We start from the raw sequence: 16475 nt of genomic DNA, 5'->3' as shown, positions 1-16475 counted from the left end.
ACCGTTTGGTTCTCACGGACGAGTCGAGTGGTGAGCTTGTGCAGGAAGTCCCTGCGCCGATCGGCGATCCGGGCGTGCACGCGGGCGACCTTGCGCCGGGCCTTCTCCCGGTTCGCCGATCCCTCGGCCTTGCGGGACAGATCCCGCTGGGCTCTGGCCAGACGCTCGCGGTCACGGCGCTCGTGCCTCGGGTTGGTGATCTTCTCCCCGGTGGAGAGCGTCACCAGGCTCGTGACACCGGCGTCGATGCCCACGACCGTGTCGAGCACGGGCAGCGGCTTGACGGTCGGGTCGTCGCACAGCATCGAGACGAACCAGCGGCCGGCCGCGTCCCGCGACACGGTCACGGTGGACGGCGACCGGCCGTCCGGGAGGGGACGGGACCACACGATGTTCAGCGGCTCCGCCATCTTGGCCAGCGTGAGCCGGCCATCCCGGTACCGGAACGCGCTGGTCGTGTACTCGGCACTGTCACGGGACTTCTTCTTCGATTTGAAACGGGGGTACTTCGCCCGCTTCTGCCAGAAGTTGGAGAACGCCCCCTGCAGATGGCGCAGAGCCTGCTGCAACGGGACGGAGGAGACCTCGGAGAGGAACGCCAGTTCCTCGGTCTTCTTCCACGCCGTCAGCATCGCCGACGTGGCGTTGTAGTTCACCCGTTCCTGACGCAACGTCCATGCCTCGGACCGGGCGGCCAACGCCTTGTTGTAGACGAGCCGCACACACCCGAACGTGCGAGACAGCTCGGCCGCCTGCGCATCGGACGGGTAGAAGCGGAACTTGAATGCCCGCTTCACGTGAGTGGTCGTCACGGATCACACGCTAGCAGTCATCTTTGCGACCATCCGCCGGGCGATCGTCTTCCGAGACGCCATTACCACCTCAGCGGCGGCCTGGCTTCTCCCGTCCCGCTACGCGAGCGATCCGTTTCCTCTCCCGGCTGAAGCCGGGAGTATCCACGGAGGTATCAGATGACCGCGTGACGTCCGGGACGCGCGAACACCGCCAGGCCCGCGGCCCCGAGCCCGGCGGTGTCGCCTTCGGCCGGCCAGACAGCGTCCTGGCCGGCCGGTGCAGGGACTCGCCGCGCCCGGCCGGAGAACTCCCCGGCCGGGCGCGGCTGCAGCGTGTCGGCGGCCACCCCGGCCGGCGTCGTCAGAGCGTGCTTCGCCGGACGACACCGCGCCGCTCGTACTCCATGACGGACGCGACGCCGGTGGCCACGGCCTCTCCGCACTCGCGGGTGATCATCCAGAGGGCCAGATCGATTCCGCTGGTGACACCACCCGCGGTCACCAGGTTCCCGTCGTCGACGACTCGTGCGTCGATCACCTTGCCGCCCTGGGCGGCGAGTTCGGCCTTGGCGAGGTGGTGTGTCGTGCACGGGCGGCCTCGGGTCAAGCCGGCCGCGGACAGCACCATCACTCCTGTACAGACACCGGCGACGGTGACTGCGGCCTGCTGCGCCCGTACGAGGTCGCGCAGGACGTACGGGTCGTTGATCAATCGGTCGCTGCCGCCCGGCACGATCAGGAGACCGGCGTCGGTGGGCTCCCAGACGGCCGGCACCGTGACCCTGGTCCCGAAGAAGCACGTCACCTCGCCGGGAGCCGACGGCCGCACCAGCGTCGTTCGGACGTCGGCTCCCGCACGCTCGGCGTGACCGAGAACATCACGCGGCCCGATGAAGTCCTGCTCCTCCACCCCGTCGTAAACGAGGATCTGAACGCGTAGCGTCATCTGCTCCGTCTCCTTCACGGTTGCAGCGCCCGCGGACGGCGCGGACGCTGCGAGGTCCCGACCGAACCACGGGCCGGCAGTCGCGGACGCCGTTGCGCGGCCGCAATCGACCGTCCGGTGTCTCCCCACACGTCGGGCGCGCCGGCCGGAAGGTTCCCGACCGTGCGCTCGGGTGACGCCGGAAGAGGCTCCGGGGACACGTGAGATCCAGTGCGGTGACCGACAACGTCCACGGGGCGGGTGCTGCCGGCACCCGAGGCGGTGGGACGCGGCGAAAGCCGTGAGGGGCGGCGCGCGAATCCGGTTGCGGGTGCGGCCCGGCGCCTGAGACCGTGCGGGTTCAAGCAACGGCGGCGAGGGCTGGATGACGATCTACTTCTACGGCGCGGACGACGTCCCCTACGGCTGCTTCTCCAACTTCTCCGTGCACAGCCTGGAACTGGACGGGCACTCGTGGCCGACCTCGGAGCACTACTTCCAGGCCCAGAAGTTCATCGGCACCCGCCATGCCGATCTCATTCGTCGGGCGCGCACGCCGCTGCGTGCGGCCGAGTTGGGTCGTGACCCGTCCAAGCCGTTGCGGCGGGACTGGGAGCGTGTCAAGGACGACGTGATGCGCCGTGCAGTGGCGGCCAAGTTCCGGGCGCATGCGGACATCCGTGACATCCTGCTGTCGACCGCCGGCGAGGAGATCGTCGAGAACACCGGCACCGACCACTACTGGGGCCGCGGAAGGACCGGGGCGGGCAAGAACATGCTCGGCCGGATCCTGATGCGCACCCGCACTCAGTTCCGGGCCGAAGCCCCAGGAGGGCACGGTCGCTTCGGGTAGCGCGGCCGGGCAGCGATGAGCGTGCCGGGGTCCAGGACGACCGGGCGGGGCGCTACGCCGCGCGGCGCCACCCGGCGGGCGGCGTCCCGGGGCGGGAAGGCGGGCCGCCACCAGGACGACGAGTACCACCGCACTCGTGGCCCTGGTGCCGGCGCCGACGGCCCGTCCCGTTTCGAGCCGGCGTGCAGCCGGTCGGGCCGACGGCTGCACGCGTCACGGTTGCAGCGTCCGGGCTGCACGCGTGACGGCTGAACGCGTCTCAGGTCACCCCGTGGCGCGCAGGGCCGAGACCGGATAGTGCAGGGCCTCCGCCACGGCGGCGTCGATGGTGGCGATGGCCGGGCCGAGGCCGGAGAAGAGCTCCGGCGCCACGGGGACGAAGCAGTTGCCGAGGCCCTGGAGGATGCGACCGCGCTCGTGGACCTCGACGCCGACCACCTCGGTGTACGGGAAGCCGTGGACCTCGCCCTCCTCGTCCTGCCACCACGCGCCGTCGGCGTTCACCACGAGCCGGACCTTCCGGGCCGCGCCGGACCGTGCCCGGGCGAGCAGCGGCGGCCGGTACTGCGGCCCGGAGGGCAGCCCGGTGCGCTCGGAACAGCCGCCGGCGGGCAACGCCGACCGGTCGGGCCGGCCGAGTGCCAGCTGCTCCACCTCGCAGGGCACGACCAGGAGCGCCGTCTCCATCGCAGCCGCGAACGCCTCCCGGACCCGCGCCGGGGTCACCTCCGCCTGCTGCGCGAGCCTGGTCGCGGCGTCCAGGTGGGTCTCGCCGAGGAGCAGGTCCGCCGCGCGCTCGGCGACCTCCATGTCGAGGGTGCGCGGGTCGGTCAGGAACTCCCGGGCGGCCGCCCGCTCCTCGGCCAGTTCGGCCTCGGTGGGCTCCTCGCCGGCGAGGCGGAGCGCCTCCTGCCGGAGCAGTTCGGTGACGCGCTTCTCCTGGCCCTCGCGGACGTCCAGTTGGATGCAGCGCTCGCCGCGGCCCGGGCCGACGTAGACGGCGGTGCCGCCGACGTCATAGCTCAGGCCGTGCTCGTGGCGGACGGTGTCGGTCAGGCGCTGGCAGAGGATGTGGGTGGCGAGGAGCATCGCCTGGTCGTTGAGGTCGCAGGCGAGCAGCAGGCCGGGACCGGGGACGTCGGCCCGGTGCCAGGACGGATCGGTGCGGCGTGGGGCCGGGTGCGGCGCGCGGGTGGCGCGGGAGCCGGGGGGCAGGGGGAGACGCAGGCCCTCCGGCGGCGGGCCGGTCAGGGCGAGGACGGCGTTGCCGGCGTGGAAGTGGCGGGCGACGGTCTCCCGGACGGCCTCCAGCGGGATCCGGTCCGCGCCCGGTCCGTTGAAGGAGGCCAGGCCGAGGCCCTGGGTGCCGTAGCGGATCGAGAGCAGTTCGGCGGCGACCGGGTCGGTCGCACCGCTGCCCTCGGCGGCCAGCACTCCGGCCTCCTTCTCGATCCGCTCCAGGGGAAGCTCGGTGAGGGCGGCGCAGACGCGGGCGAGGAAGTCGACGACCTGTTCCGGGCGGCCGGTGCAGGTGAAGTCGGTGATCGAGAGGCTGACCGAGGCATTGTGCTCGAAGTGCAGCCGGGGCAGCGTGCTCATCGCCAAGTGCTCGACCAGGTGTGTCACCCCGAGGGTGCGGAAGGTCTCGTCCTGGAGCCCGCAGCCGAACATCAGGGTGGCTTCGAGCGGGCCGGGCGTCTCGGTCCAGAGGACGGGGACGCCATCGATGAGGTCGTGGTGCATCGGGCGACCATACATTCATCGCTTTGTCGACTCTGGGGGCGCCGTTGGGGCCCAGAGTCGGGGCGCCGTTGGGGTCGTTCCTCTCCGGCGCCGGCAGGGGTCCGGCTGCGGCCGCGGCCGGGCCATGCGGCAGGATGGCAGTACGTTCGGAATGCGTACATTCGCTCCAACGTGGCTGCGCACAAACACGATCTGACAGGCGACAAGGTGACCACACAGCACATACGGCGGCCGGCGCCGGCCCATTCCCTCACCCTCCACGCCGCGGGGGCGGGACGGTGACCCGGGACCTGGTCCTGCACGACTGGGTGGTGGCCGGCATCGCGCTGGCCTCCGGTTGCGTGGCCGGTCTGGTGCTGCGGGCTCTGATGAAGTGGCTGGGCAAGCACGCGAGCAGGACCAAGTGGAGTGGCGACGACATCATCGTCGACGCGCTGCGCACCATCGTCCCCTGGGCGGCCGTGATGGCCGGGGCGGCGGTGGCGGCTTCGGCCCTGCCGCTCACCGCACGGACGGGGGGACTGGTCGACCAGTCGCTGATGGCCGTGCTCATCGTCATCGCGACGCTCAGCGCGGCCCGGGTGGTGGCCGGGCTGGTGCAGTCGGTGGCCGCGTCCCGGACCGGCGTCGCGGCGTCCGCGACCATCTTCGTCAACATCACCCGGGTCGTGGTGCTGGCGATGGGCGTCCTCGTGGCCCTGGAGACCCTCGGCGTCTCCATCGCCCCGCTGGTCACCGCCCTCGGGGTGGGCGGTCTCGCGGTCGCGCTGGCGTTGCAGGACACCCTCGCCAACCTCTTCGCGGGTGTGCACATCCTCGCCTCGAAGACGGTCCAGCCGGGTGACTACATCCGGCTCACCAGCGGGGAGGAGGGGTACGTCGTCGACATCAACTGGCGCAACAGCGTGGTGCGCAACCTGTCGAACAACCTGGTGATCATCCCCAACGGCCGCCTGGCGCGGACGAACATGACGAACTACTCCCAGCCCGAGCAGAAGCTGTCGATCCTGGTCCAGGTCGGGGTCGGCTACGACAGCGACCTGGAACACGTGGAGAAGGTCACCCTCGACGTCGTCGACAGCGTGATGGCCGACATCAGCGGCGGTGTGCCCGACCACGAGGGCAAGGTCCGCTTCCACACCTTCGCGGACTCCAGGATCAACTTCACGGTGATCCTGGGTGTCAGCGAGTTCAGCGACCAGTACCGGATCAAGCACGAGTTCATCAAGCGCCTGCACCAGCGGTACCGGGCGGAGGGCATCTCGATCCCCGCGCCCACGCGCACGGTCACGCTCCAGCAGGACGCGGCGGACGCGCCGTCGTCCCTCCCCCCGGTGCCGCACCAGTGGGACGCGTCGTCCGAGGCGCTGGCGGACCGCCGGTAGCCGGCGCGGGGGCCGGACGGTCTCTTCCGGCCCCTCGCCTGACCCGTCGTCCGGCACCGCACCGCACCTCGCCGCGCTGCCGAGGCCCCCGAGGACATCGTCCAGTAGTCGGGGGCTCCTCCCTGCGCTCCACGGCGCCGGACGACACGGGCATAGAGGGACGCTCCGCCGGGCCTCTCGTCCGGACGACGTACAGTGCGCTCCGTGTTCAGTAAGTGGAGGGAGCCCGAAGCTCCCAAGAGTGCGAAGCCGGCGACCTACGAGAACGTGCGTGCCGCGATCCTGGTCTCGCTCGACTTCGCCAACCTGGACATGGAATTCCCCCGCATCCTGGACTGGTTGAGCCGGCTGCCCGGAGGCGACCGCGACCGCCTCCTGGGCGAACTGGAGGCAATCGCCGCGACTGATGCGATCCGCCGGGCCGACGCGACGTACCTGCTGGACGATCTCGGGCTGCGCCGCATCCGCTGGGAGCGGCCCTGACGGTCGTCTCCCTCGGCGAGCCGACGGTGGCAGGCGCTCCACCGTGCGCGCGGACCGAGCGGACGGCGGCTACCGTGAAGGCACGACCACCGGAGGAAGATCATGATCCCCGAGAGCGCCTTCAGCCCGCTCCTGCCGCCCAGTGGTACCGGCTGCGTCGAGTGCGACGCCGTCGACGGCTGGTGGGTCCATCTGCGGCGGTGCGCCCTGTGCGGACACGTCGGTTGCTGTGACGACTCCCTGGCGAAGCACGCCACGGCCCATGCCAGGGCGACCGGTCACCCGGTCATCCGCAGCTTCGAACCGGACGAGACGTGGTTCTGGAACTACAACACGTCCGAATACTTCGAGAGCGGCCCGGAGCTGGCGCCACCCGACAATCACCCGGTCGACCAGCCGGTCCCCGGCCCCGTCGGCCGGGTCCCCGCCAACTGGAGGGACCTCCTCGGCGGCCCCTGACCCGCCAGGCGGCACCCGGCTGGTCGTGCGATCGACGAGGGACCCGCCCGCACCGCACCCCGCACCCCAGGGGCCGGCGTCCAGCAGGCCGGTCAGTCGAGATGGTTCTTGTGGACGATGCCGCCCTTGACGATGAGGCGCAGGTTGCGTTCGGGGTCGGCGAGGACGGAGAGGTCGGTGGTCGGGTCGCCGTCGACGACCAGGAAGTCGGCCCATGCTCCCGGCACGACGACGCCGAGCGGCGCCGCGCGGTAGGGATCGCGGCGGCCGGACATGCGGAAGAGCTCCGCGTTGCCGGAGGTGGCCAACTTCAGGGTCTCGACCGGGCTGAGGTACTTGCTGAGCCGGACGAGCATCCGGATCTGCCGGTCGGCCTGCGCCGGATCGAACACCAGGTCGGTCCCGAAGGCGAGCCGCACGCCGTGCCGGAGTGCCCAGCCGAAGGTGCGGGCGACACCCTCGCACACCTCGCGGTTCTTCTGGGCGCTGTCCGGGGATGCGTAGTGGTGGTCGTCGACCTCGAACGGCTGGGTGCTCAGCCAGACGCCCTTCTCCGCGAGGTGGCGGACGGTGTCCTCGTCGACGAGGTGCCCGTGCTCGATGCAGCGCACCCCGGCGTCCACCGCGCGGCGAACGCCCTCGGAGGTGTAGACGTGCGCGGTCACGTAGGTGCCCCAGTCGGCGGCCGCGGCCACGGCGGCCTCCAGCTCCGCGGTGGTGAACTGCAGCACGTCCAGCGGGTCGAACTCCGAGACGACGCCGCCGCCGGCCATCAGCTTGATCTGCGCCGCGCCCTTCCGCAGTTGCTCGCGCACCGCCGCGAGCACCCGTTCCGGCCCGTCGGCCACCCGGGTGAACCCGATCCGTTCGGTGCGGGCCTGCGGGCCGCCGAAGGCGGTCGGGGTGTCGTGGACGGCCCCGAAGTCGCCGTGCCCGGAGGTCTGGGAGACGGCGGCCTGGCTCGGGTAGATCCGCGGGCCGGGGAACAGGCCCGGGTCAAGCACCCGCCGCAGCGGCTCGGTGTCACCGGCCATGTCCCGGACCGTGGTGAAGCCGCGCATCAGCATGTCACGGGCCGAGGCCAGCGCCTGGTAGTAGACGGTGCCGGTCGGTGCGAGCTGGAGGTCCGCCATGGTGCCGCCGATCGCGAACAGGTGGACGTGCGCGTCGGTGAGCCCCGGGATGAGCGTGCGGCCCCCGCCGTCGAGCACCCTCGCCCCCCGGGCGCTGTCCGGGCCCGGGGCGCCCAGCACCACCTCCGTGATCCTGTCCCGCTCGACACGGACGTGTCCCGGCACTGCCTCGTCGCTGATGCCGTCGAAGACGCGCACGTTGGTCACCAGCAGCCCGGCACCGGAGTGGTCGACATCCATGCCGCCATCCTCGACCGGCCGAACGGCCCTCACCAGGGTCCACACGGGGGGCACGCGGGGGCGCACTCCAGTGGAGCAGCGCCCGGCCGCCCGTGACACTCCCATGGGCGGGCGTCCGGATCGGCTGCCGAGAACCCCGCCGCTGCACAGGCCCCGCCGGCGGAGGCGGGGCCGCCACCCGGCCGGCGGACATGGCAAGATCGTTACCGATGTGCGAGGCGTACGGGGGGCCGCTCGAAGCGCGCTCCGTACGAAGCGCGTTCTGCTCCGCGCCGTCCGCGGTCGGGTGCCGGGTGTACGAGTGATGGGGGCTTGCGATGTGGCTCAGCGTTTCCGCCGACGACGCGGCGGCGGCGGACAGGTTCGACTGGTTCGCCGACATCGTCGCCAGCTCCCTGATCCCCGTCGGGATGCGCAGCGACCACGCGGCCGACTTCGAGGCAGACGTCTCCCTGCTCGACCTCGGCGCGGTGCAGGTGTCGCGGTTCTCCCACGCGCCCCTCGACTCGAAGCGCACCGCCGCGCACATCAGGCGGGGGGATCCGGAGCAGTACCAGCTGGCCTTCGTGACCGGGAACCCGATGTGGATCTCCCAGCAGGGCAACGAATCGGGCCTGATCGCCGGTGACTTCGTGCTCTGGAACAGCTCCCGTCCCCAGGTGGCGGGCTGCGGCGACGAGGGCGGCCGGTCGAACTCCACCATCCTGCACTTTCCCCGGACGGCCCTGCCCCTGCCGCCCAGGCAGATGGACCGCCTGCTCGCGAAGCGCATCGGGGCGCAGACCGGCCTGGGCGCGATCCTCGCCGGCTACCTCACCTCGCTGACCACCCACGGCCCCGACTGCCGGCCCGAGGACCTGCGCCGGATGGGGCGTATCGCCCTGGACCTGGCCGCCGCCTGCCTCGCCGATCAACTCGGCACCCCTGACGACCTGCCGGCCGAGACGCGGGCACAGGCCATGCGGGAGCGGATCGACGCCTTCATCGACGACAACCTCACCGACCCGCGGCTCACCCCGTACGCGATCGCCGCCCACCACGGCCTGTCCTTGCGGACCCTGTACGGGCTCTTCCACGACCGGGACGAGAGCGTCGCGGCGACCGTCCGCCGGCGCCGGCTCGAACGGTGCCGCACCGATCTCGCCCGTCCCGAGCTGCGCGGCCACGCGGTCCAGGCGATCGCCGCCCGCTGGGGCTTCACCAGCGCCTCCGGCTTCAGCCGGACCTTCCGCGAGGTCTACGGCATCACCCCCACCGAGTACCGTGACCACGCCCTGCACCGTCTGCCGGACGACCCGTCCTGCCTCGCCGCACGCAATGTGAAGGAATCCCGCACGCTTCGGATACCCCGGCAGGTCAAGCGCTCCTAGGCTCCTGCCCCGCAGGCATCGGTCGTGATCGCAGAGGGCCGCTGACACACCTGCGACCGGTCCTCTGTCGGGGGAGGCGTCACGACCGTACGCCCGAGACGAGGTCCCCCGTTGAAGATCAGCTCAAGCCGGTGACCGGCCGGGTCGTAGCGTCCAGGGGGCAGGGTCGGAGTGCTTGGATGATCCACTACGCTGATCCGCCGAGACCGGGCCGAGTGCGACCGGCGCCGGGCGGCCGCAGGGCCGGCGGTGCTGCCACTGGGCAGGACGAGCGAACGCTTCAAGGAACGGGGGCAGTTGTGGCGGGGTACACGGTCAGACCGGATGAGTTGGACGGTGCCGGCAAGGCGGGCAAGGAGGTGGCCGGGCAGATGCGGGCGGAGCTTCCGGCCTCCACGCAGGAGCACTACTCGGACCCGAAGAGCGCCGATGCGCCGAGCAACGGGTTGTACGGCTGGAAGGTCGGCAGCGCCGCCGACCGTTGCTGGGACGTCTGGCACACCCACCTGACCAAGCTGGCCGGCCAGCTCGACGACACGGCGGGCATCCTGATCACCACCGCCGAGAACTACCGCAAGGCCGAGCAGACCGGCGTCCTGCGGCTCGACGGCACGCCCGGGGGTGCGCAGTGAGCGAGGACGTGTACTGGAACAAGCTGCTCTTCGCCGACGTCAGCCACCTGCACGCCGCGGCCGACCGGTGGGAGTCCGTTGCGCAGAAGCTCACCCATCACACCGCGGACTGGCAGGTCAAGACCCACCAGCGGGTGCTCAACTCCGGCTGGAGCGGTGACACGGCCAGCACGGCCGAGGCGAAACTGGGGCTTCTGGAAGGCCAGTTGAAGAACTGCCAGCAGGAGATCGAAAGCATCCGTCTGCAGTTCCGCGATGCCGCCGACGACCTCCTGCTCCTGAAGGCCGACCAGGCGGCGCTGAAGCACGACTGCGAGGCCCAGGGCTTCTATCTGTTCGAGGCGAGCGGCCGGCTGCCCCAGGTCCGCATCAAGATGGAGGACGAGGCGAGCGGCTCCCCGGGCATGGTGGGCAACGATCCGGACTTCCAGAGGCAGCTGAGCGCCCTGAAGGCCAAGCGCCCGGAGATCGAGCAGCGGATCAAGGAGTTCGACGAGCGGATCCAGAACTTCGACGAGCGCTGGGCGAGCAGCATCAACCACCTCGCCGACGTGGGCCAGAAGGACACGGTCGACGACCGGACCGCGTCGGACGACCTCCTCCACAGCCAGTGGAACAGCGTCATCCCGGCCGACATCCAGGACAACAAGGACCCGAAGGCCTCCGCCGACTGGTGGAACTCGCTGCCCGAGAGCACCCGCCAGCAGCTGCTCAAGGACTTCCCGGGCGTGATCGGCAACACCGACGGCATCCCCGCGCAGGACCGGGACGCCGCGAACCGGCTCTACCTCCCGCAGCTGCGCGAGCAGATGGCCACCCAGCTGGCCGGCGGGAACCCCGACCCCGGGGTGACGCAGACCAAGCTGGACGGGCTGAACGCCCTGCAGAAGCAGCTCGACACGCCCTCCAACCCGCCGATGATGCTGCTCGGAGTGGGGGGCAAGGGCCCGATCGTGTCCTACGGGAACCCGGACCAGGCGGCGAACATCGCCAGCTACGTCCCGTCCAAGGGCGGCCTGGACGAGACCTTCGTCAACGGAGACCTCGGCTACGGCCGCCAGCTCGCGGTGGCCGCCCACCAGGCCGACCCCAAGACGCCCACCGCCACCGTGGTCTGGATGAACTACGACGCACCGCCACGGGTGGCCGGCACCTCGATCTCGATGACCGGCGGGTCCGGCGGGGGCGACGACGGCAGCCAGCCGTTCAGCCAGTTCCAGAACGGCCTGACGCTCACCCACGACGGCCGGCAGCCCAACCTGACGGCGATCGGCACCGGCGACCACGGCGGCACGCTGATGGGAGCCACCCAGGGCACCAAATGGTCGGGCAACACGGTGGTGACCGGTGACAGCGGCTGGTCGGAGGACATGGACGTGAAGAACGTCGCGCTGCGCACAGCCGCCGGCGCCGACCTCAGCGACCCCGCCACCCTCAAGGCCACCGCCAATGTGGTGACCGGGCACGCCGACCGCAACAAGCCGATGGCGGCGAGGTGAGCGGGGGTCGGGCCGTGCCCCGGGGAGATCAGGGGGCCGAGGACCAGGCGGCCGCCGCGAACCGCTGCGAGGCCCTGCTGCAGCACACTCTCGACGCGGTCCGACCCGCGTTGACCTGGCAGCACGGAGTCCCGACCGCCGGCGAGGTGATGGTCGGCCACGGGACGCCGGACGGCACCGCCCGGTGGTACGTCAGCCGCAACCGCAACATCCTGACGGTGATCTCGCCGGCCCGGCGCGGCGCCCTGCTCGGCGTGGTCGAGCGGCACTGGCGGCGCAGCGGATACATCATCAGCTCGGTCAACGCGGACCACGAGATGCCGGGGCTCTACGCCACCGCCGTCGACGGCTACCGGCTGGGGCTGGACTTCGGCATCGCGGGCAACGCCTATGTGACGGCCACCTCGCCTCCGGTCGAGCGGGCCGAGCGGATCAGCCACCCGCCGGGCACTCCGGGCATCGCCCGGTACCCGGGCGGCCACGCGGACCTGGCGCCGGTGCCCTCGGCGTTCTGCCCGTTCTGGTCGGTCCGCGACGGCGGCTGAGGTGGGGCGGCGGGCCCGCGCGCACGCGGCCCCGCGCGCACCTCGGCCCCGGGTCACCGCAGAGGTGGCCCGGGGCCGTGGCGCTGCGTCAGGGGCCGAGCGGGGCTCAGCCCTCCTGGGAGGTGTCGGACGCGTCCCAGGGCTCCGGGCCGCGCGGGTCGCAGTCGATCCGGATCTCCAGGCAGTGCACCTCCTCCACGTTCTGCGCGTGGTCGTCCGAGAAGTACTCGACCTCGTGCCGGCCGTCGCCGCTCACCGTGAAGGGCCCGGTGTAGTGGATCCACTCGCCGCCGTCGATCCGGTAGTCGGTCATCGCGACACCGCTGATGTCGTCGGTGGCTTCGAGGGTGACCTGGACGTCCGAATGGTAGACGCCGTGCCGGTCGGGCTGCGGGTGGGGGCGCGCGGTGGTGACCGGCGGCTGGGTGTCGAGCGGCAGCTCCATCGCGGCCTCTGCGACGTCGACCTCGTTCTCCTCGGTCGGTGCCGGAACCCCGGTCGCGCCCGAGTGGGCGATCGAGCCGCCGCGCAGCTGGATGCTGCCCCAGTCGTCGTGGCCGTTCAGCGTGGTCTGGAAGGTGTCGTTGTTGGTGTCGAACGCGACGGTGTTCTGGTTGATCATGCCGTCACAGTTCCAGTCGACCTGGCCGGCGCTCGCCAGGACGGTGACGAAGCGGGAGCCCTGCTTGGTGTTCGGGCACCAGTGCGTGACGTCGTAGCCGGAGGTACTGGCCGGGAACTGGCGCTCGTTCAGCGTCGGCTCGTTCAGTGAGCCCACCGCCCGGGAGTAGTCCATGACGCCGGTGGTGGTGCCGATCGACAGGCCGCCCATCTGGTAGGAGTAGTTCATCACGCTGAAGTACTGGGGCTGGTGGTTGGGCGTGTCGGCGTTCCCGGCGTGCTTCAGGCCCAGGTCGTGTCCCAGCTCGTGCATCAACGTGCCGGCCTGCTGGTTGGTGTTGCCGACCTGGTTGTCGAAGCTGCCCAGGCTGACGATGAAGTCGCTGCCCGGCACGCCGGCGGCCACGCCGCTGTAGGTGACGCCGGGCTGGAGGTTGTGGGCCGCGATGGCGTAGTGGAAGATCGAGCTCCGCCCGGTGCTGATGAAGCCGCCCGCGGCCGTCTTGATCTTGGTGAAGTCGTTCCACAGGTAGCGGCCGTTGGAGTCCACCGTCCCGAGGTTGGCCGCCTCGGTCTGCTTCTTCGCCTTGCTGAGCGTCCCCCACGTGGTGTTCTTGGTGTAGTCGAGGATGCTGTCCGGCCCGGCGTCGACGTGCAGGTTGATCCCGGTGGTGGGGCTGTGCCGGTTGAACGGGGAGTTCTTGAAGGCGTCGACGACCTTCCTGATCGCGTCGTTGGTGAGCGCGTGGCTGTGGGTGTCGTCGGCCATCCAGTCGACCTGGACGAAGATGTCCGGCTTGTTCACGTCGGCGCCCATCGCCTTGAGGTCGATGAACTGGTCGGGGCTGCCGTCGCTGGGCTTGATCGTGACGCCATTGCGCTTCCAGTCGTCCGGGATCCCGTCGCAGGTGGTGGAGTTGCAGTCGACGGTGAAGACGACGGGGGTGAAGGAGTCGGTGCCCCCGGTGTGGCTCGCCACGTAACCGATGGGCGCGGTCTCGGTGAAGGTGTTCGGCTGGTCGAGCGGGGCCGGGACGTTCCAGCCGAGTGTGATCACGGTGCCCTGGCTCTCGCCGCTCACCTGGTAGCTGACGGTCCCCGACGCGCCGTCGGAGCCCGCGCACACGCCGACGTTGAACTGTCCGGTTCCGCCGAGGGCGGCGAGGCGCGCCGGCGGGTTGGTGTAGGCGCACCCGGTGGTGACCTGGAGGTTGGCGAAGGTCAGGTCGCGGTCGCTGCTGTTGACGAGGTTGACCCCGAGGACGCCGCCCGCCCGGCGCGCGGCCGCGGCGGGGGTGATGGCGGCGACGAGGGTGAGCAGGGCGAGGGCCATGACGAACAGTGGCGCCAGGCCGTGGTGCCGGATGAGCCGTGGGAGCGCGGCGACACCGGGAGAGGGATCTGCGGTCATGCGGTCACGCTAAGTGTCAGCCCGCCGCGAACCTGTCATGACCCGTCGAACAGTCACCCCGTCGGAGGCGCACCGGTCACACCGCCGGCGCTCCACCGGTCGGCCGGAAGGGCCCCACCGGTCGGCCGGGAGGGACCCCGGCCTGATCCACAGGACAGGCCCTATCCCCGCGGCACGGCGAAGTGGGTCAGCCGGGCCGTCCCCGGGCGCAGCCGCGGCCAGGGCGCGGCCGTCGCGAGCACGGCGATCGCGCTGGTGGGGAACTTCTCCCGGATCCGGTCGAGGTCCGCGTCACGGGCCGCGGCACCGGGGGCCGCGGGATTGCGGTCGGCCAGCGCCAGCACCAGCTCCGCCAGGACGGGCTGGTGACCGACCAGCAGGACCGTCCCCACCGTGGGGTCCACCTCGCGCAGCACGTCGACCAGGCCGTCCGCGTCGGCCTCGTACACCCGGGGGTCGTGGACGACCGACGGCACCTCCGGCCACTCGGCGGAGGCCAGCTCCCAGGTGGAGGCCGCCCGCCGGGCGGGCGAGCAGATGGCGTGGTCCGGCAGCAGCTGCCGGTCGAGCAGCCAGCGCCCCGCCGCCGGCGCGTCCCGGAGGCCGCGGGCCGCCAGCGGTCGCTCCATGTCGGGGACGTCGGGCCACGCGGACTTCGCGTGCCGCACCACGATCAGCCGCCACATACCCGTACCCCCGTCGTCATGCCCGTGCCCCCGTCGTCCCGGCGATGCTCACCCGACCAGTAGGCCACCGCGAGCGCCGGGCGCGCCAGCACGGGGGTGTGCTTGTCACCCGGACGAGGCGGCGGCGGCCAAGGGGGCGCAGGCGGTCAAGGGGGGCGCAGCCGGTCAAGGCGGGCGCGCCGGGTGGCCGCCCACGCACCCCGGTGGTCGGGGGCACTCACCCCGCGCCCGGGCCGAACCGGCGCCGGTACGCCGACGGGGCCAGGCCCGTGGCCCGGCGCATCGACGCCCGCAGGTTCGTGGCGCTGCCCAGCCCGCTGTGCCGGGCGACCAGCTCCAGTCTCGACTCGCCCCGCTCGATCAGCCGGCACGCCAGTGCCACCCGCTCCCGGGTCAGCCACGCCAGCGGGGTGGTGCCCAGCTGCGCCCGGAAGCGGCGGTGCAGCGTCGCCGGGCTGACCGCGGCGCGCGCGGCCAGGTCCGACACGGTGAGCGGCGCGTCCAGCCGTTCCTGCGCCCAGGCCAGCACCGGCGCCAGGGACTCGTCCGGGACGGCAGGCATCGGGCGCTGGATGAACTGCTGCTGCCCGCCGTCGCGGTGCGCGGCGAAGACCAGCCGCCGGCTGACCGCGTTGGCGACCTCCGCGCCGTGGTCGCGGCGCACGACGTGCAGCCCGAGGTCGAGCGCGGCCGCGCTGCCCGCGGCGGTGAGGATGTCGCCGTCGTCGACGAACAGCACGTTCTCCTCCAGGTGCACCGTCGGGAAGCGCGCCCGGAAGCCGTCCGCCCACTGCCAGTGCGCGGTGGCCCGGCGCCCGTCCAGGACCCCGGCCTCGGCGAGCGTGAACGCGCCGCTGCAGAAGCCCACCAGCCGGGCGCCGCGGGCGTGCGCCCGCCGGACGGCGTCGAGCACGGCGGGCCGGCGCGGCACCTCGACGTCGGGCCGGTTCGGGACGATCAGGGTGTCGGCGTCGTCTGTCGCCTCCAGGCCCGCGACGCCGGTGAGCGTGAAGAAGCCGTCCCGCATCGCCGTCCGCGGCTGCGGCGAGCAGAGCCGGAAGTCGTAGAGGTCCCGGCCGAGCTCGGGCCGGCGCAGGCCGAACACCTCGGTGGCGCAACCGAGCTCGAACGGGTTGGAGTTCTCGTCCACGATCACGACGACCCGGTGGAGGCGCTCCCGGGCGGGCGGCTGAGAGGAATCATGCGGCATGTGCGATTCCTAGCACTCGTCCCGGTCGCCTCGCCGCACCAGGATGGGGTCCATGGACGATACGAGCGCCGCGAACCGCGAACCCATCTCCCTCGACGAGGCCCTGGCCTCCTTCGACGCCCTCTGGAGCCCCCGCATCGTCACCAACGTCAACGACTACGACGTGCGCGTCGCCAAGGTCAGGGGCGAGCACCTGTGGCACGCCCACGACGACACCGACGAGTTCTTCCTGGTGCTCGACGGCGAGCTGTTCATCTCCCTGCGCGAACCGGACGGCGAGCGTACCGTCCACCTCCCGCGCGGCGCCGTCTTCACCGTCCCCCGCGGCACCGAGCACAAGCCCCACGCCCCGACCGGCGCCGCCATCCTGATGCTCGAACCCTCCGGCACTCCCACCGTCGGCGACCGCCACGACCCCGTCCCCGCCCACGTCGACGCCACCACCGGCCACCCCCTCACCCCCTGAGGCCGGGACGAGTCGACCCG

The 16475-nt window shown here is 71.8% G+C and carries 16 protein-coding genes; 9 read left to right on the top strand and 7 right to left on the bottom strand.

Annotated elements, in window-relative coordinates; translation table 11 throughout:
- A partial coding sequence (locus tag ACIPSC_RS07790; protein ID WP_400824088.1) for an RNA-guided endonuclease InsQ/TnpB family protein occupies positions 1–812 on the bottom strand: 812 nt, incomplete at its 3' end.
- Between the two features lie 343 nt (positions 813–1155).
- Complete coding sequence (locus tag ACIPSC_RS07785; protein WP_400824087.1) at positions 1156–1740, bottom strand: DJ-1/PfpI family protein; 585 nt, start codon at positions 1738–1740, stop codon at positions 1156–1158.
- A 364-nt stretch (positions 1741–2104) separates the two neighbouring features.
- Here ACIPSC_RS07785 and ACIPSC_RS07780 point away from each other — a divergent pair, with 364 nt between their 5' ends.
- Positions 2105–2572, top strand: a complete 468-nt coding sequence (locus ACIPSC_RS07780) for an NADAR family protein (RefSeq protein WP_400824086.1) — start codon at positions 2105–2107, stop codon at positions 2570–2572.
- A gap of 264 nt (positions 2573–2836) precedes the next feature.
- On the opposite strand, the gene ACIPSC_RS07775 is transcribed toward ACIPSC_RS07780, so the two are convergent.
- On the bottom strand, positions 2837–4315 hold the full coding sequence (locus tag ACIPSC_RS07775; RefSeq protein WP_400824084.1) for an insulinase family protein: 1479 nt from the start codon (positions 4313–4315) through the stop codon (positions 2837–2839).
- Between the two features lie 278 nt (positions 4316–4593).
- Here ACIPSC_RS07775 and ACIPSC_RS07770 point away from each other — a divergent pair, with 278 nt between their 5' ends.
- The 3 genes from ACIPSC_RS07770 to ACIPSC_RS07760 all read left to right on the top strand — a co-directional run bounded on the left by ACIPSC_RS07770 (position 4594) and on the right by ACIPSC_RS07760 (position 6642).
- Positions 4594–5700: a mechanosensitive ion channel family protein gene (locus tag ACIPSC_RS07770; protein WP_400824083.1), complete on the top strand. Its 1107-nt coding sequence runs from the start codon at positions 4594–4596 to the stop codon at positions 5698–5700.
- Positions 5701–5904: 204 nt separating this feature from the next.
- Positions 5905–6183 (top strand): hypothetical protein, encoded by a 279-nt coding sequence (locus ACIPSC_RS07765; protein WP_400824082.1) that lies wholly within the window; start codon positions 5905–5907, stop codon positions 6181–6183.
- 102 nt (positions 6184–6285) lie between these two features.
- Positions 6286–6642, top strand: coding sequence for a UBP-type zinc finger domain-containing protein (locus tag ACIPSC_RS07760; protein ID WP_400824081.1), 357 nt, complete (start codon positions 6286–6288; stop codon positions 6640–6642).
- A gap of 92 nt (positions 6643–6734) precedes the next feature.
- Here ACIPSC_RS07760 and ACIPSC_RS07755 read toward each other — a convergent pair whose 3' ends face one another.
- Positions 6735–8015 carry an amidohydrolase family protein gene (locus ACIPSC_RS07755; RefSeq protein ID WP_400824080.1) on the bottom strand — a complete coding sequence of 427 codons (1281 nt, stop codon included), beginning with the start codon at positions 8013–8015 and terminating at the stop codon, positions 6735–6737.
- Positions 8016–8332: 317 nt separating this feature from the next.
- Between ACIPSC_RS07755 and ACIPSC_RS07750 the strand changes: the two genes are divergently transcribed.
- The 4 genes from ACIPSC_RS07750 to ACIPSC_RS07735 all read left to right on the top strand — a co-directional run bounded on the left by ACIPSC_RS07750 (position 8333) and on the right by ACIPSC_RS07735 (position 12061).
- On the top strand, positions 8333–9385 hold the full coding sequence (locus ACIPSC_RS07750) for a helix-turn-helix domain-containing protein (RefSeq protein WP_400824078.1): 1053 nt from the start codon (positions 8333–8335) through the stop codon (positions 9383–9385).
- Positions 9386–9684: 299 nt separating this feature from the next.
- Positions 9685–10017, top strand: coding sequence for a type VII secretion target (locus tag ACIPSC_RS07745; RefSeq protein ID WP_400824077.1), 333 nt, complete (start codon positions 9685–9687; stop codon positions 10015–10017).
- Positions 10014–11516 carry an alpha/beta hydrolase gene (locus tag ACIPSC_RS07740; protein ID WP_400824076.1) on the top strand — a complete coding sequence of 501 codons (1503 nt, stop codon included), beginning with the start codon at positions 10014–10016 and terminating at the stop codon, positions 11514–11516. The genes ACIPSC_RS07745 and ACIPSC_RS07740 overlap by 4 nt, the downstream gene beginning before the upstream one ends.
- Before the next feature lie 14 nt (positions 11517–11530).
- Entirely contained in the window at positions 11531–12061 is a 531-nt protein-coding gene (locus tag ACIPSC_RS07735) for a hypothetical protein (RefSeq protein WP_400824075.1), read from the top strand.
- Positions 12062–12167: 106 nt separating this feature from the next.
- Here ACIPSC_RS07735 and ACIPSC_RS07730 read toward each other — a convergent pair whose 3' ends face one another.
- The 3 genes from ACIPSC_RS07730 to ACIPSC_RS07720 all read right to left on the bottom strand — a co-directional run bounded on the left by ACIPSC_RS07730 (position 12168) and on the right by ACIPSC_RS07720 (position 15989).
- Positions 12168–14093, bottom strand: a complete 1926-nt coding sequence (locus ACIPSC_RS07730) for an OmpL47-type beta-barrel domain-containing protein (protein WP_400824074.1) — start codon at positions 14091–14093, stop codon at positions 12168–12170.
- A gap of 161 nt (positions 14094–14254) precedes the next feature.
- Complete coding sequence (locus ACIPSC_RS07725) at positions 14255–14779, bottom strand: SixA phosphatase family protein (RefSeq protein WP_400824073.1); 525 nt, start codon at positions 14777–14779, stop codon at positions 14255–14257.
- A gap of 217 nt (positions 14780–14996) precedes the next feature.
- The gene (locus ACIPSC_RS07720; protein WP_400824072.1) at positions 14997–15989 is read right to left on the bottom strand and encodes a GlxA family transcriptional regulator; all 993 of its coding nucleotides are present in this window, start codon (positions 15987–15989) and stop codon (positions 14997–14999) included.
- A gap of 52 nt (positions 15990–16041) precedes the next feature.
- Here ACIPSC_RS07720 and ACIPSC_RS07715 point away from each other — a divergent pair, with 52 nt between their 5' ends.
- Positions 16042–16455 carry a cupin domain-containing protein gene (locus ACIPSC_RS07715; protein WP_400824071.1) on the top strand — a complete coding sequence of 138 codons (414 nt, stop codon included), beginning with the start codon at positions 16042–16044 and terminating at the stop codon, positions 16453–16455.
- The last annotated feature ends 20 nt before the right edge of the window (positions 16456–16475 follow it).

This window comes from Kitasatospora sp. NPDC090091, from assembly GCF_044747365.1.
Taxonomy (GTDB): domain Bacteria; phylum Actinomycetota; class Actinomycetes; order Streptomycetales; family Streptomycetaceae; genus Kitasatospora.
This window is presented reverse-complemented; position numbering and strand designations above follow the sequence as displayed.